Source organism: Ottowia oryzae (assembly GCF_003008535.1).
GTDB lineage: Bacteria > Pseudomonadota > Gammaproteobacteria > Burkholderiales > Burkholderiaceae_C > Ottowia > Ottowia oryzae.
Genome location: NZ_CP027666.1, coordinates 3,331,400 through 3,345,587 on the forward strand (window position 1 = coordinate 3,331,400; position 14,188 = coordinate 3,345,587).

At 69.4% G+C, this 14,188-nt stretch carries 12 protein-coding genes; 9 read left to right on the top strand and 3 right to left on the bottom strand.

Translation table 11 applies throughout. From position 1 onward, the window contains the following. Positions 1-35: 35 nt before the first annotated feature. Positions 36-515: a MarR family winged helix-turn-helix transcriptional regulator gene (locus tag C6570_RS15220; protein WP_106703969.1), complete on the bottom strand. Its 480-nt coding sequence runs from the start codon at positions 513-515 to the stop codon at positions 36-38. 199 nt (positions 516-714) lie between these two features. Here C6570_RS15220 and C6570_RS15225 point away from each other — a divergent pair, with 199 nt between their 5' ends. Further along, on the top strand, positions 715-1,269 hold the full coding sequence (locus tag C6570_RS15225; protein WP_106704741.1) for a VOC family protein: 555 nt from the start codon (positions 715-717) through the stop codon (positions 1,267-1,269). 101 nt (positions 1,270-1,370) lie between these two features. Continuing rightward, the gene (gene fahA, locus C6570_RS15230) at positions 1,371-2,687 is read left to right on the top strand and encodes a fumarylacetoacetase (protein WP_106703970.1); all 1,317 of its coding nucleotides are present in this window, start codon (positions 1,371-1,373) and stop codon (positions 2,685-2,687) included. 191 nt (positions 2,688-2,878) lie between these two features. On the opposite strand, the gene C6570_RS15235 is transcribed toward fahA, so the two are convergent. Next, positions 2,879-3,277, bottom strand: coding sequence for a PPC domain-containing DNA-binding protein (locus tag C6570_RS15235; RefSeq protein WP_106704742.1), 399 nt, complete (start codon positions 3,275-3,277; stop codon positions 2,879-2,881). A 157-nt stretch (positions 3,278-3,434) separates the two neighbouring features. On the opposite strand from C6570_RS15235, the gene C6570_RS15240 reads away from it, so the two are divergent. Both C6570_RS15240 and dinB read left to right on the top strand, forming a co-directional pair. Further along, the gene (locus C6570_RS15240) at positions 3,435-4,247 is read left to right on the top strand and encodes a DODA-type extradiol aromatic ring-opening family dioxygenase (RefSeq protein WP_106703971.1); all 813 of its coding nucleotides are present in this window, start codon (positions 3,435-3,437) and stop codon (positions 4,245-4,247) included. Between the two features lie 72 nt (positions 4,248-4,319). Then, positions 4,320-5,492, top strand: a complete 1,173-nt coding sequence (gene dinB / locus C6570_RS15245) for a DNA polymerase IV (RefSeq protein WP_106704743.1) — start codon at positions 4,320-4,322, stop codon at positions 5,490-5,492. A 123-nt stretch (positions 5,493-5,615) separates the two neighbouring features. On the opposite strand, the gene C6570_RS15250 is transcribed toward dinB, so the two are convergent. Then, complete coding sequence (locus tag C6570_RS15250) at positions 5,616-6,395, bottom strand: acetoin reductase (protein WP_106703972.1); 780 nt, start codon at positions 6,393-6,395, stop codon at positions 5,616-5,618. A 185-nt stretch (positions 6,396-6,580) separates the two neighbouring features. Between C6570_RS15250 and C6570_RS15255 the strand changes: the two genes are divergently transcribed. From C6570_RS15255 to C6570_RS15275, 5 genes are all read left to right on the top strand, one after another. Continuing rightward, the gene (locus tag C6570_RS15255; protein WP_106703973.1) at positions 6,581-7,591 is read left to right on the top strand and encodes a 2-hydroxyacid dehydrogenase; all 1,011 of its coding nucleotides are present in this window, start codon (positions 6,581-6,583) and stop codon (positions 7,589-7,591) included. A 297-nt stretch (positions 7,592-7,888) separates the two neighbouring features. Continuing rightward, positions 7,889-8,266 (top strand): DUF2946 family protein, encoded by a 378-nt coding sequence (locus tag C6570_RS15260; RefSeq protein ID WP_106703974.1) that lies wholly within the window; start codon positions 7,889-7,891, stop codon positions 8,264-8,266. 415 nt (positions 8,267-8,681) lie between these two features. Beyond that, on the top strand, positions 8,682-10,739 hold the full coding sequence (locus tag C6570_RS15265; protein WP_106703975.1) for a TonB-dependent receptor family protein: 2,058 nt from the start codon (positions 8,682-8,684) through the stop codon (positions 10,737-10,739). A gap of 166 nt (positions 10,740-10,905) precedes the next feature. Continuing rightward, positions 10,906-12,333, top strand: a complete 1,428-nt coding sequence (gene yjjJ, locus C6570_RS15270; RefSeq protein ID WP_245896217.1) for a type II toxin-antitoxin system HipA family toxin YjjJ — start codon at positions 10,906-10,908, stop codon at positions 12,331-12,333. 222 nt (positions 12,334-12,555) lie between these two features. Continuing rightward, on the top strand, positions 12,556-14,184 hold the full coding sequence (locus tag C6570_RS15275) for a DNA recombination protein RmuC (protein ID WP_106703977.1): 1,629 nt from the start codon (positions 12,556-12,558) through the stop codon (positions 14,182-14,184). Positions 14,185-14,188 lie beyond the last annotated feature (4 nt).

Genomic DNA, 14,188 nt, shown 5'->3' on the forward strand with positions numbered 1-14,188 from the left:
CGCTTGGGCGCCCTCTGCCCCATCGGGCGGCGTGTTCAGCGCTCAGGCGGTGGGTGCAGAGTCTGGCGGGCGTGCTCGACCAGGCGGGTCAGCAAGCTGTCGAGCTGCGCCTGTTCGCCCGCCGTCAGGCATGCCACGATGTGCTGGTTGCGCTGCTCCACCACCGCCATCAGGCGCTGGCAGAGCGCCTCACCCTCGGGCGTGAAGCTGAGCACCACGCCGCGCGCGTCCTGCGGGTCGGGGTTTTTCAGTACCAGCCCTTTGTCCACCAGCGTTTGCGCGGCGCGGCTGGCCTGGCCTTTGTCCACGTTGGCCAGGCGCGCCAGATCCTTGACCGACAAGGGCGCGAAGGCGCCGACGGCGGTCAGGCAACGCGCTTCGCCCAGGGCCAGGCCGGTTTCGGCCTCATACGCGGCCTGGCTGACGCGGTCCGTGAGCTTTTGCAGCGTGTGCAGCCGGTGCGTGAAGCTCTGCGCCAGCGGGCGCACTGCGCGACGCGGCTTGCGCCGAGGCATGGGGGAAGAAGAAGGTGCCACAGTGTGGATTCTAGCGATTGGTTGCGCGCGCAACCAATTCCCACCATAATTCCAGGCGTTGGCCGGCGCGGAAGGCGGCCTGCCGGACACCCCGGACCCGCGCCCCGCCGCAGGCTTCGCCGCGTTGCCGCCGCCACTGGGCAACGCCCCCACACACACGACTGGAGACAAGACAACCATGGCCCTGATCGACCGCATCCACCACGTCGCCTACCGTTGCAAGAACGCCAAGGAAACGGTGCAGTGGTACCAGAAGTACCTGGACATGGATTTCATCCTGGCCATCGCCGAGGACGAAGTGCCATCCACCAAAGAGCCCGACCCGTACATGCACATCTTTCTGGATGCGGGCAACGGCAACGTGCTGGCTTTCTTTGAGCTGCCGACCAAGCCCGAGATGGGCCGCGACGAAAACACGCCCGCCTGGACGCAGCACCTGGCGCTGACCGTGGATTCGATGGACGCACTGCTCCAGGCCAAGTCCCGGCTGCAGGCGGGCGGCATCGACGTGATCGGCCCCGTTAACCACACGCTGTTCCAGTCGATCTATTTCTTCGACCCCAGCGGCCACCGGCTGGAGCTGGCGGTGAACACCGCCACGCCGCAGATGAACCGGGCGCTGGACGACGTCAAATGGGCCATGCTGGACGAGTGGGACCGCACCAAGAAAGCGCCCCAGCACGCCCGCTGGATGCACGACGGCTCTGAGCCGCCGGTCTCGGCCGCTCATTGATCTGATCGGCCAGCGCTGCGTAGGCGGCCTTGGCCTCCCCGGCGGTGGTCTGTTCTACGCACCCGCGCGGCCCCGCCTTTTCAGCCCCTTCTCACCACAGCATGCCCCACCTGAACGAAACGCACGACCCGCAGCTGACCAGCTGGGTTGCCTCGGCCAACGACGGCCGCACCGACTTCCCCATCCAGAATTTGCCCTTCGCCATCTTCCGCCGCCAAGGCAGCAGCGAAGTCTGGCGCGGCGGCGTGGCCATTGGCGACCAGATCGTCGACATGGCCGCGGCGGTGCAGGCGGGCATGTTCACGGGCGACGCGCTGGCGCCCGCGCAGGCCGCGGCCGAATCCAGCTTGAATCATTTGATGGGTTTAGGCCCCCAGCGCTTGTCCAGCCTGCGCAAGGCGCTATCGAAAGCATTGCAAACGGGCGCAAGCCAAGAAACCGCATTGAAAGCCTGCCTGGTGCCGCAGGCCGAGGCCGAATACCACCTGCCCGCCCGCATTGGCGACTACACCGACTTCTACACCTCGGTCTACCACGCCACCAACATCGGCAAGCAGTTCCGCCCCGACAACCCGCTGCTGCCCAACTACAAGTGGGTGCCGATCGGCTACCACGGCCGTTCCTCGTCCATCGGCGTGTCGGGCCAGGCCTTCAAGCGGCCCAAGGGCCAGGTCAAGCCGCCCAACGCCGAGGTGCCGGCGCTCCAACCCAGCGCGCGCATGGACATCGAGCTGGAAATGGGCGTGCTGGTCGGCCAGGCGAATGCGCTGGGCGACGCCGTGCCCATCACCGAGGCCGAATCGCACATCTTCGGGCTGGTGCTGCTCAACGACTGGTCGGCGCGCGACATCCAGCCCTGGGAATACCAGCCGCTGGGCCCGTTCCTGGCCAAGAACTTCGCCTCCACCATCTCGCCCTGGGTGGTGACGATGGAGGCGCTGGCGCCTTTTCGCGCGCCGTTCAGCCACCCCGAAGGCGACCCGCAGCCCCTGCCCTACCTGAGCAGCGCCGCCAACAGCGCCGAAGGTGGGCTGGACATCCAACTGCAGGCGCTGATCGAAACGCCCGCCATGCGCGCCGCGAAGGTGCCGCCGGCTGCGTTCACCCGCACCAACTACCGCCACGCCTACTGGACGGCCGCGCAGATGCTGACGCACCACACCGTGAACGGCTGCAACCTGCAACCCGGTGACCTGCTGGGCACGGGCACGCTGTCGGGCCCCACGCTGGATTCGGCCTGCGCGCTGATCGAGCTGACGACCGGTGGCCAAAACCCGGTGCAGCTGCCCGGCGGCGAAACCCGCACCTGGCTGCAGGACGGCGACACCGTGATCCTGCGCGGCTGGTGTGAAAAGCCGGGCGCGGTGCGCATCGGCTTTGGCGAATGCGTCGGTACGGTGCTGCCTGCCGCGGCCTGATGCGGCGGCGCGCTGGCGCCATTTGAGCGGGCCGTGCGCTGGCTGAGCGCGGCAGCAAGCACGCCGCTGGCGCAGGCTTTCGCTATATAAACCGTAGCTGCTAGCGCTTACCCCGCTTGTTCTGGAGGCACTTTTTATTCCAAACATCACGGTCGCCGCGTGCCGGGCGTGACGCCTGGCCACGGCGCCGATCAGTCCGTTGGTCGCACGCGCAGCTCGGCATAGCCCGTGGCCGGATCGTGTTCGCGGCCCAGGCGCCAGCCGGGCAAGTCGGCCAGCAGCAGCTCGGCCGTGGTGCGCACTTCACAGCCCGCCAGCACGTGCCCGCCCCACACGCGGCCCTGCGCGTCCGACACGGCCATGTGCAGGTGCGCGCCATCGGGCGTGGCCGTGCCGCTCAAAGAAACGATCTCCAGCGGCCCCGACACCAGCGTGCCCTGCGCCTTGCCCCCAAACCGCAGCTGCGCCGCCGTCAGGCTGCCAATGCCCGCCACGACAAACGCCGACCCGCCCACGCTTTCAGCGGCCAACGCCTGGATGGCGGTGCGCAGATCGGCACCGGGGCAAAGGCGGATGGGGCGAAGGCTCATGCGCGCCATTGTCCGCGCGGCGCGGGGCGGCTCGCTAAACTTTCTCCCAGCCTGCGCTGCGGTCGGGTAAGACGATGGGCTGCGGCCCATCGGCGCGCGGGAACGCGCCAGCTGCCCGCATCGCACCATCGGCCAGACAACCCCACGCATTTGCACCATGACCAACGCTTCCCCACGCCTGCCCACGGTCTTCATCTCGCACGGCGGCGGCCCTTGGCCGTGGATGCCCGCCGCCGCGCCCGCCTACGCCCAACTCACGGATGAGCTGCGCCGCCTGCCTTCGCTGTGGCCCACGGCCCGCGCCATCGTGATGGTGTCGGCCCACTGGGAAGCGCCGCGCTTCACGGTGCAGGGCGCCGCGCAGCCCGGCATGATTTACGACTACTACGGCTTTCCGCCCGAGACCTACCAAATCCACTACCGCTCGCCGGGCGAGCCTGCGCTGGCGCAGCGCGTGGCCATGCTGCTGGGCGGCGCCGGGCTGCCCGCCAGCATCGACCCCGAACGCGGCTACGACCACGGCATGTATTCGCCCATGCAGGTGATGTACCCGCGCGCGCAGCTGCCCACCGTGCAACTGTCGCTGCGCGAAGGGCTGGACCCAGAGCAGCACCTGGCGCTGGGCCGCGCACTGGCACCGCTGCGCGACGAGGGCGTCCTGCTGATCGGCAGCGGGCTGAGCTACCACAACCTGCGCCATTTCGGCCCCGACGGCGCAGCCGCTTCGGCCACCTTCGACCAATGGCTGGGCGACACCGCGGCCCTCACGGGCGAGGCGCGCAACCAGCGCCTGCGCGATTGGTCGCAAGCACCCGCCGCGCGGCTGGCGCACCCGCGCGAAGAGCACCTGCTGCCCTTCATGTTTGCCGCCGGCGCCGCTGAAAACGAAGCCGCCGTGCGCACCTACCACCAGCGCGACTTCCGCGGCGGGCTGACGGTGTCCAACTTCGTGTTTGGCCTGCCCGCCTGATTCCCAGCCCTGCGCGGCCCTCCCGACCGCCCATCCGTGACCGCCGCCATCCGCCGCATTGCCCACCTTGACATGGACGCGTTCTACGCGTCCGTCGAATGGCTGCGCTACCCGCAGCTCAAGGGCTTGCCGATGGTGATTGGTGGCGGCCGACGGCGCGAGGACGACCTGATCGCGCGCCTGAACGCCGAGCGGCCCGAGCGCGCATGGACGGCCGAGCACCTGGCCGACATCCCGGTGGATTTCTTCCCGCTGCTCAAGGACTACGTGGGCCGCGGCGTGATCACCACCGCCACCTACCCGGCGCGGCAGTTCGGCATCGGCTCGGCCATGGGGTTGATGAAGGCGGCCAAGCTGTGCCCGCAGGCCATCCTGCTGCCGGTGGACTTTGACCAGTACCGCCGCTTTTCACGCGAATTCAAGCGCGTCATCCGCGAGATCGCCCCGGTGATGGAAGACCGCGGCGTAGACGAGGTGTACATCGACTTCACCGACGTGCCCGGCGGCCAGCGCGAAGGCGGGCGCGTGCTGGCGCGGCTGCTGCAAAAAAGCATCTTCGAGGCCACCGGCCTGACCTGCTCCATCGGCGTGGCGCCCAACAAGCTGATCGCCAAGATGGCCAGCGAATTCAACAAGCCCAACGGCATCAGCGTGGTGCACGAGGGCGACGTGCAGGCGCAGATCTGGCCCCTGCCCTGCCGCAAGATCAACGGCATCGGCCCCAAGGCAGATGCCAAGCTGCAGGCCCACGGCATCCACACCGTGGGCGATCTGGCCGCGCGCGAGCGCGCCTGGCTGGTGGCCACCTTTGGCAAGGCCTACGGCGCGTGGCTGCACGACGCCGCCTGGGGCCGCGACAACCGCCCGGTGGTCACCGAAAGCGAGCCCGTCAGCATGAGCCGCGAAACCACCTTCGACCGCGACCTGCACGCCGTGCAAGACCGCGCCGAGCTGGGCGCCGTGTTCACCCGCCTGTGCGAACAGGTGGCGGGCGATCTGCAGCGCAAGGGCTACGTGGGCAAGACGATTGGCATCAAGCTGCGCTTTGACGATTTCAAGATCGTCACGCGCGACCAGACGCTGCCCGAGCACACGCAGGACGCGCGCCGCATCCGCCAGGTGGCGGGCCAGTGCCTCAAGCGCGTGGACCTGGGTCGCCGCCTGCGCCTGCTGGGCGTGCGCGTGGGCTCGCTGGTGCGCGTGGGCGAGGCGCCGCAGCCCGAGGCGCTGCCGCTGTTCGACTGAAGCCAGCGTGGCGATGAGCGCGCCCTGATGCCGCAGTCACGGCGCCAGAAGGCAAAAAAAACCGCCAGCAAACGCTGGCGGTGTTCAGAAAAGTCGACCAGAAGGCGCCCGCGGCGCCGTTCATCAGCGGTAGACGATGCCGCCGTCGATCAGGAGGGCCTGGCCAGTGACGTAGTCGGCGTCTTCGCTGGCCAGAAAGGCCACCATGCCGGCCACGTCCTCCGGCGTTTCCGGGCGGCCCAGGGCGATGCCGTCCACGTATTTCTTGTAGGTGGCGCCAATGGGCACGCCAGTCAGCTGCGAGAAGCGCTCGTCGATTTCCACCCACATGTCGGTGCCGACGATGCCGGGGCAGTAGGCGTTCACGGTGATGCCTGCGCTGGCATATTCCTTGGCGGCAGCCTGCGTTAGCGCGCGGATGGCGAACTTGGTGGACGAATACACGCCCAGCAGCGCAAAGCCGTCGTGCCCGGCGATCGAGCAGGCGTTGATGATCTTGCCCTTGTGCCCCAGCGCGCGCAGCTTTTTGGCCGCCGCCTGAATGCCCCACAGCACGCCGTTGACGTTGATGCGGAAGATGCGGTCCACGTCTTCGGGCAGCACATCGTCCAGCGGCTTGACTTGCGCAATGCCCGCGTTGTTGACGATCACGTCAAAGCCGCCCAGGGTTTTCTCGGCGTAGTCGACGGCAGCGAACACCGCGTCGCGGTCGCTCACGTCGGCCACCGTGGTGCACGCCTTCGCGCCCAGCGCCTCGACCTCGCGGGCGACTTCGGCCAGCTTGTCGGCCTTCATGTCCACCAGGCACAGCGCGGCGCCTTCGCGCGCCAGCCGCAGTGCAATGCCGCGCCCAATGCCTTGGCCGGCGCCGGTCACCAGAACCACTTTGTCTTTCAATTTCATGACAGCTTCCTTGGATGAGAAACAGGAGGGATGAGCCCATCGTCTCGCCGTCGCGGCCAGCGTGTTTTGACCCAGGTCAACTTGGGCGGGATTGCGGCGCACCGCCGGCGCGCGCTGCCCGCCGCGCCGCAACACGCCCCGCCGCCGCCCTGCCCAGCAGCGCCACGGCCGCTAAACTGCGGCGCATGACCGCTGCCGCACCCACCTCTGCCAAGCCCCGCATCCTGATCTCTCGCGCCATCTTTCCGCAGGTGGTGGACAGGTTGGCCAGCCACTTCGACGTGGAGTCGAACCAGGCCGACGAGCTGTGGTCGCCGCAAGACATCGCGCGCCGCCTACAGGGCAAACAAGGCGCGCTGACCACCGGCAGCGAGCGGGTGGACGCCGCGCTGCTGGCGCAATGCCCGGGCCTGAAGATCTGCGCCAACATGGCCGTGGGCTACAACAACTTCGACCTGCCCGCCATGACGGCCGCCGGCGTGCTGGCCACCAACGCACCGGGCGTGCTGACCGAAACCACCGCCGACATGGGCTTTGCGCTGATGATGGCCACGGCCCGCCGCATCACCGAAGGCGAGCACTACCTGCGCGCGGGCCAATGGGACCGCTGGGCCTACGACATGCTCATCGGGCAAGACGTGCACGGCGCCACGCTGGGCATCATCGGCATGGGCCGCATCGGGCAGGCCATTGCGCGGCGCGGCGCGCTGGGCTTTGGCATGAAGGTGCTGTACCACAACCGTTCGCGCCTGCCCGAGGCCGACGAGGCCGCCGTGGGCGCGCAGTACGTCAGCAAGCAAGACCTGCTGCGCCGCGCCGACCACGTGGTGCTGGTGGTGCCCTACAGCGCCGAATCGCACCACACCATTGGCGCGGCCGAGCTGGCGCTGATGAAGCGCAGCGCCACGCTGACCAACATCGCGCGCGGCGGCATCGTGGACGACCACGCCCTGGCCCACGCACTGCAAACCGGGCAGATCGCCGCCGCCGGGCTGGACGTGTTCGAGGGCGAACCCAAGGTCATCCCCGAGCTGCTGGCCTGCACCAACGTGGTGTTGACGCCCCACATCGCCAGCGCCACCGTGCCCACCCGCCTGGCCATGGCCAACCTGGCCGCCGACAACCTGATCGACTTCCTGCTGCACGGCAAAGCGCTGACGCCGCTGAACCCCGAGGTGCTGGGCCAAGCGGGCTGACGCGGCTGGTTATTTGAATGAAATGAGCTACCAGCGCCGTACAGACGGGCGCTGGCAGCTCTTTTTTTCATAGTGCCTGGCCAGTGGGCTGCGGCCGCACGGCAAGGCCCTTGTCCGCCCGCAACGCCCTACCGCGCCCCGGCGGCCATCGCCCACGGCAACCGCGCCCTGTACCCGTCCGCCCAGCTTCGGGCACGGCGTCCACCCCCCAACGGCTGGCGAATGCCGCCCATAGCCGTCCAGATAGCTTGCGCTGGCGCATGGCGCGCCACACCGCCTCACCCATAATCCAGCGCCATGCGCACCCTGTACGCCCGCTCTTGGCTGGCACGCCTTTTTCTGGCGTGGTATGCCCTTACGCTGGGCGCGGCCATGGCGTCGCCGCTGGTGCAGCCGAAGCTGCTCACGCAGGTGTGCTCGGCCGACGGCGGCATGGTGCTGGTGGTGGTGGATGCCGACGGCGACGTGGTCGCCAGCGGCCCGCACACGCTGGACTGCGCTCTGTGCCTGGCCACCGCGCTGCCCGCGCCCGAAGCGCCTGCTGCGCCGGCGCCGGCGCCTGTCGCGTTCGACTTCGTGCTGCCGCCGCTGGCGCAGGCGCAGGGCGCGCTGCGCGCTGGCGCCCCCCTGCCCGCGCGAGGGCCACCGCGCGGCACAGGCGCTGCCACCGCCTGACGGGCCAACCGACGCGCCTTGCGCGCAGCGGCATGGCCGCGGCCCGGCACCTGTGCCAGGGCCGGCAGCGCGAGCGATAGCGCCCCACAAATACCTGATCAAAACCAGCGCCAGCGCAGGCTGTATCAGCGCCAGCAGCTATGGTTTTTGATGAATCCGCCGCACGGCGGGCGCTGACCCGCTTGCACCGCGTGGGCGCTGCTCGGCTTCAGTCGGTGCGCGCGCGCCAATGCCGCGCGTCGTTGACGTTCGCCGACGCTGTTAGCCACCCCCAACGCGCAGCCGCGCGCCCAGATCGCCCAGGCCATCCGCTTTGGGCGCGCCTGGGCCCGCGGGCTGCCCACCCCAAGCCGCACAAGGCCATGCGCCGCGCGGCCCGCCCATTTTTTTGAGTATCTGACGGATTGGACTTTGGATGAAACCCCCAAGCCTGACACTTTCGCTGGCCCCGGCCGGCCTGCTGGCCAGCGTGGCCAGCGCTTTCATCGGCCCCGTGGCCCACGCACAAACCACCCAAGGCACGCTGGAGCCAGTGGAAGTGCGCGCCGCACGCTCAACCAACGCGCAGGCGGCAGAGACGCTGGAGCAAGCCCGCCAAGACCTGGCGCGCCGCGCGGGCGCCACGGCCGTGGTCGATGCCGCCAGCTTCACCGACGGCCGCGCCGCCACGGCGGTGGACGCGCTGTCGTTCGCGCCGGGGGTGCTGGCGCAAACGCGGCATGGGCAGGACGCCCGGCTGTCCATCCGCGGCTCGGGCATTCAGCGCGGCTTTTTGATGCGCGGCATCTGGCTGTACCAGGACGGCATTCCGCTGAACCACACCGACGGATCGGCGGATTTCCAATCCGTGGACCCGCTGGCCACGCAGTACGTGGAGGTGTGGCGCGGCGCCAATGCGCTGGAATACGGTGCCAACGGCCTGGGCGGCGCGGTCAACTTCGTGTCGCCCACGGGGCTAACGGCGCCCACCGCCGCGCTGCGCGTGCAGGGCGGATCGTTTGGTCAGCGGCAGGCGCACGCCAACCTGGCTGCGCGCAGCGGCGTGGTGGACGGCTTTCTAAGCGTCAGCCGCAGCGAGCAAGACGGCTGGCGCCAGCAGTCGGGCTACCGCGCCGACCGCGTGTCAGGCAACGTGGGCGTGCTGCTGTCGGACAGCCTGGAGCTGCGCGGCTTTGTGTCGTACGTCGATTCGTCGATGCAGATGCCCGGCAGCCTGACGCGCGCCGCCTTCGACGCCAACCCCCGCCAGGCCGCCCCCAACAACGTGGCGCTGAAGGCCACCAACGACTTCACCCAAACGCGCGGCGCGCTGCGGCTGACGTGGCAGCCCAACGCCGATGTGCGCTGGACCACCTCGCTCTACGGAGCCGACCGCGACCGCTTTCACGCCATGACGATGGGCATCCTGCAGCAAGGCATGCGCGACAGCGGGCTGGATTCCAGGCTGACGGCGGAGTTCGGCACGGCCACGCTCACGCGGCGGCTGGTGGCGGGCGTGTCGTTCGCGCGGCTGTCGGGCGACGAATGGCGCTACACCAACGTGGCGGGCAGCGCCGGCGCACCCACCGGGCGCACGCAGCTCAAGGCGCGCCAGAACACCGCCTACGCCGAATACACGCACGGGCTGACCGAGCGCTGGGCCGTGCAGGCGGGCGTGCAGGCCGTGCAGGCCCGCCGCGACCTGGGCAACCTGATGGCGCCCGCCGCCAGCTACGACGCCCGCTTCAGCGGCACGTCGCCCAAGCTGGGCGTGCTGTACACGCCCTCGGCGCAGTCACAGTGGTTTGCCAACGTCAGCGGCAGCTACGAAGCCCCGCCCTTTGGCGAGCTGGTGTACAGCCCCACGCAACCGCTGGCCAGGGCGCAGGGCGCCACCACGGTCGAGCTGGGCTGGCGCGGCCGCACCGATCACTGGAACTGGGACGTGGCGCTGTACCGGTCCCGCGTGCGGCGCGAGCTGCTGTCGCTGACCGACGCCACCGGCGCCGCCCTGGGCACGGTGAACGCGGGCCGCACCATCCACCAGGGGCTGGAGCTGGCAGCCAACGGCAAGCTGGCCGCGCACTGGGCGCTGCGCGCGCAGTACCTCTACAACGATTTCCGCTTTGACAACGACCCGGTGTACGGCAAGCGCCGCCTGGCCGGCATACCGCCGCACCTGCTGCGCGCCGAGCTGCAATGGCAGCCCACCCCCGCCATCGCCGTGGTGCCGGGGGTGGAATGGCAGCCCTCGCGCACCTGGGTGGACCACGCCAACACCGTGGCGGCCAAGGGCTTTGCCGTGCTGAACCTCACGCTCAAGGGCGAGCTGGGCGCGGGCTGGAGCTGGTTCGTGGATGCGCGCAACCTTACCAACCGCCGGTACGCCGCCACCACCGCCGTGCAGGCCAACGCACGCGGCATGGACGGCGCCTACTACTTCCCGGGCGACGCGCGGGCGGTGTACGTGGGGCTGAACTGGCGCACCCGCTGATCCGGCTGCCGCGCGGTGGTTGCAGGCCGCTGCAGCAGCGGCAGCGGCCCTTATCCATCCAAAAATCCAATCATCTACAACCTAATCAACAAATACAACCTATTGATTTAAAGGCATTTCACTCAATAAAATCTAATCATGAATCCAATCACACTGCAGCAAACCGGTGGCAGCGCCTGAAGACCTGGCCACCGCGCTGGCGCGCCAGCCCGCCGCCCCCGCGCAGGACTTGGCCGCGCGCCTGGGCGTCAGCCTGCCCACCGTGCACCGCCTGCTGCGCGGCGCGGGGGCGCAGGTCGTCACGCTGGGCCGCGCGCGCCGCACCCGCCACGCGTGGCGCCGTGCGCTGCGCGGCTGGCTGGGCGACTGGCCCGTGTACCGCATCGACGATCAGGGCACGCCGCACGCCTGGAGCACGCTGGCGCTGATCGCCCCGCAAGGCTGCGCCATGCCGCTGGAAGGCACCGGCTGGCCCGTGCCGCCCGATGAGCCCGGCAACGCCAGCGCAGGCGACGGCTGGTGGCCCGGCCTGCCCTACCCCTTGCAAGACCTGCGGCCGCAGGGCTACATGGGCCGCCAGTTCGCCCGCGCGGTGCACGAAGCGCTGCAGCTGCCGCCCGACCCGCGCGCCTGGAGCGACGACGACGTGTTGCTGGCCCTGGCCCGCACCGGCAGCGACACCGTGGGCGACCTGGTCGTGGGCGACGAGGCGCTGCGCCACTGGCAGGCCGGCCGGCTGGACGCCCCCGCGCCGCTGGCCGAAGCCGAAGTGGCCGCCGCCTACCTGGCGCTGGCCAATCAGGCCGTGGCCGGCGGCGGCGCGGGCAGCAGCGCGGCGGGCGAATTCCCCAAGTTCGCGGCGCTGCGCGCGCTGCCGCAAGGTGCCGACACCGCCGGGCCCGGCGGCGCGCGCACGCCGCATGTGCTGGTGAAATTTTCAGGCGCAGGCGGCGCCCCGGCCGAGCAGCGCTGGGCCGATCTGCTGCTGGCCGAGCACCTGGCGCTGCACACCTGCGCCGCGCACCTGGGCGCCCAGGGCGTGGCCGCCGCCCACAGCCGCTGGCTGCAGGCCGGTGGCCGCGCCTTTCTGGAGGTAGAGCGGTTTGACCGCCACGGCCGCTGGGGCCGCAGCCCGCTGGTCAGCCTGGAGGCCGTCAACGCCGCATTTCTGGGCCTGCCACACCGCCCCTGGCCCGAGATGCTGGCGCCCCTGGCCCAGGGCGGCTGGCTGGCCGAAGGCACGCTGCACGCCGCCCAGGTGCTGTGGTGGTTTGGCCGCCTGATCGGCAACACCGACATGCACCTGGGCAACCTGAGCTTTCGCCCGCACAACGGCCAACTGGCGCTGGCCCCCGCCTACGACATGCTGCCCATGCGCTACGCGCCGCTGGGCGGCGGCGAAACGCCCGCCATGCCGCTGATCGAACCCGTGCTGCCCCTGCCCGCCGAGCGCCCACAGTGGCAACCCGCCGCCGCCGCCGCGCTGGCCTTCTGGCAAACGCTGGCGCAGGACCCGCGCGCCAGCAGCGCCATGCGCGCCCAGGCGGGTGCCAATGCACACCGGCTGGCACAGGCCATCGACATCGCAGGCTGAGCGCCGGGCGCTGCGGCGCCTGCGCAGTCATGGCCGTGCGGCGCCGTAGTCCACAATCCCTGGCATGCGGGCCACCCGCTTGCGACCGGGCCTGCGGTGCAAGTTGAATAGCCCCTTTGAGCATGCGCGCACTGCGCTGAATCAGCCCCAACAATTCACAACAAAAACCGCTTCCACCGCTTACCACACCAGCGCTGGCAGCTATCTATTTAGTAGTAATTCATGACCTCCAACCTACCCGACTGGCTTATCTGGCTTGCCCTGGCGGCACTGCTGCTCAACGCCGTTTTGCTGGTGCTGCTGCTGGTGCGCCGACCGCGCAGGCCCGAAGACGTGGCTTCGCGCGGCGAGGTGCAGCAATTGATCGGCCAGGCCATTGGCCAAAGCTGCGAACGGCTGGAGCGCGAGCTGCGCCACGAGATTGGCGACAGCGCCCGCGGTGGCCGCCAAGAGCTGGCGCAAACGCTGGCGGGCTTTCAAGACGCCGTCACCCGCCAGGGCGCCGAAGCTCTGCGCACGCAAAACGCGCAGGTGGATGCACTGGCCACGCAGCTCACGCAGCTGCGCGGCACGGTGGCCGAGCAAATGTCCGAAACGCGCGGCACCCTGGCCACGCAGCTGACCGAAACACGCGGCACGCTGGGCGACAAGCTGGTCGAGCAGCTCCAATCGCTGGGCCTGGGCATGGCGCAGCAGGCCGCCGAAGCCACGCGCACGCAAAACGCGCAGATCGACGCCTTTGCCCAGCAACTGGCCCAGCTGCGCGGCGGCCTGTCGGAAACGCTGAACCTGCAACTGCAGGCGCTGGGCGAATCCAACGCGCGTCGCATGCAGGAAGTGCGCGCCACGCTGGAGCAGCAACTGGCCGCCCTGCAAACCAGCAACACCGCCAAGCTGGAGGAAATGCGCAAGACCGTGGACGAAAAACTGCACGCCACGCTAGAGCAGCGCCTGGGCGAAAGCTTCAAGCAGGTGGCCGAGCGGCTGGAACTGGTGCACCGCGGCCTGGGCGAAATGCAGCGGCTGGCGCAAGACGTGGGCTCGCTCAACCGCGTGCTGACCAACGTCAAAACCCGCGGCGTGTTTGGCGAAGTGCAGCTGGCCGGCCTGCTGGAGCAGGTGTTTACGCCTGAGCAGTACGCCGCCAACGTCGAAACCGTGCCCGGCAGCAACGCGCGGGTGGAATTCGCCATCCGCCTGCCCGGCCGCCGCGAAGACGGCAAACCGCTGTGGCTGCCCATCGACGCGAAGTTTCCGCGTGAAGATTACGAACGCCTGCTGACCGCGCAAGAGCAGGCCGACCCCGTCGCCGCCGAGCAGGCCGCCAAGGCCATCGAAGCGCGCCTGCGCCTGGAAGCGCGCACCATCCGCGAAAAGTACATCGCCGCGCCCCACACCACCGACTTTGGCATCCTCTTCGTGCCCACCGAAGGCCTTTACGCCGAAGCCCTGCGCCGCCCCGGCCTGGTCGAAGCCCTGCAGCGCGACCACCGCATCACCCTGGCCGGCCCCACCACCCTGCTGGCCACCCTCAGCAGCCTGCAAATGGGCTTTCGCACCCTGGCGCTGGAAAAACGCAGCGCCGAAGTGTGGGAAGTGCTGGGCGCCGTCAAAACCGAATTCAACAAATTCGGCGAATTCGTCGCCAAAGTGCGCGGCCAGGCCGAAAACGTCGTCAAGACACTGGACCAGGCCCAGACCCGCACCAACATGATGAACCGCGCGCTGAAGAAAGTAGAAGCGCTGCCGGATGAGCAGGCGGGCAAACTGTTGCCGCCAGAGGTGGGCCCAGCCGCGGAGGCGGGGCCGGGTGAAGATGAATCGCTGCCGGCTGAGCGGAGGTTGTTGTGAAGGG

What these genes read in the sequence shown, in the direction of transcription:
- dinB (WP_106704743.1), top strand. Translation starts at nt 4,320, where the DNA reads ATGGACGCGTTCTACGCGTCCGTCGAATGGCTGCGCTACCCGCAGCTC.
- C6570_RS15220 (WP_106703969.1), bottom strand. Translation starts at nt 515, where the DNA reads ATGCCTCGGCGCAAGCCGCGTCGCGCAGTGCGCCCGCTGGCGCAGAGC.
- C6570_RS15235 (WP_106704742.1), bottom strand. Translation starts at nt 3,277, where the DNA reads ATGAGCCTTCGCCCCATCCGCCTTTGCCCCGGTGCCGATCTGCGCACC.
- C6570_RS15225 (WP_106704741.1), top strand. Translation starts at nt 715, where the DNA reads ATGGCCCTGATCGACCGCATCCACCACGTCGCCTACCGTTGCAAGAAC.
- C6570_RS15250 (WP_106703972.1), bottom strand. Translation starts at nt 6,395, where the DNA reads ATGAAATTGAAAGACAAAGTGGTTCTGGTGACCGGCGCCGGCCAAGGC.
- C6570_RS15275 (WP_106703977.1), top strand. Translation starts at nt 12,556, where the DNA reads ATGACCTCCAACCTACCCGACTGGCTTATCTGGCTTGCCCTGGCGGCA.
- C6570_RS15255 (WP_106703973.1), top strand. Translation starts at nt 6,581, where the DNA reads ATGACCGCTGCCGCACCCACCTCTGCCAAGCCCCGCATCCTGATCTCT.
- C6570_RS15260 (WP_106703974.1), top strand. Translation starts at nt 7,889, where the DNA reads ATGCGCACCCTGTACGCCCGCTCTTGGCTGGCACGCCTTTTTCTGGCG.
- C6570_RS15240 (WP_106703971.1), top strand. Translation starts at nt 3,435, where the DNA reads ATGACCAACGCTTCCCCACGCCTGCCCACGGTCTTCATCTCGCACGGC.
- C6570_RS15265 (WP_106703975.1), top strand. Translation starts at nt 8,682, where the DNA reads ATGAAACCCCCAAGCCTGACACTTTCGCTGGCCCCGGCCGGCCTGCTG.
- fahA (WP_106703970.1), top strand. Translation starts at nt 1,371, where the DNA reads ATGCCCCACCTGAACGAAACGCACGACCCGCAGCTGACCAGCTGGGTT.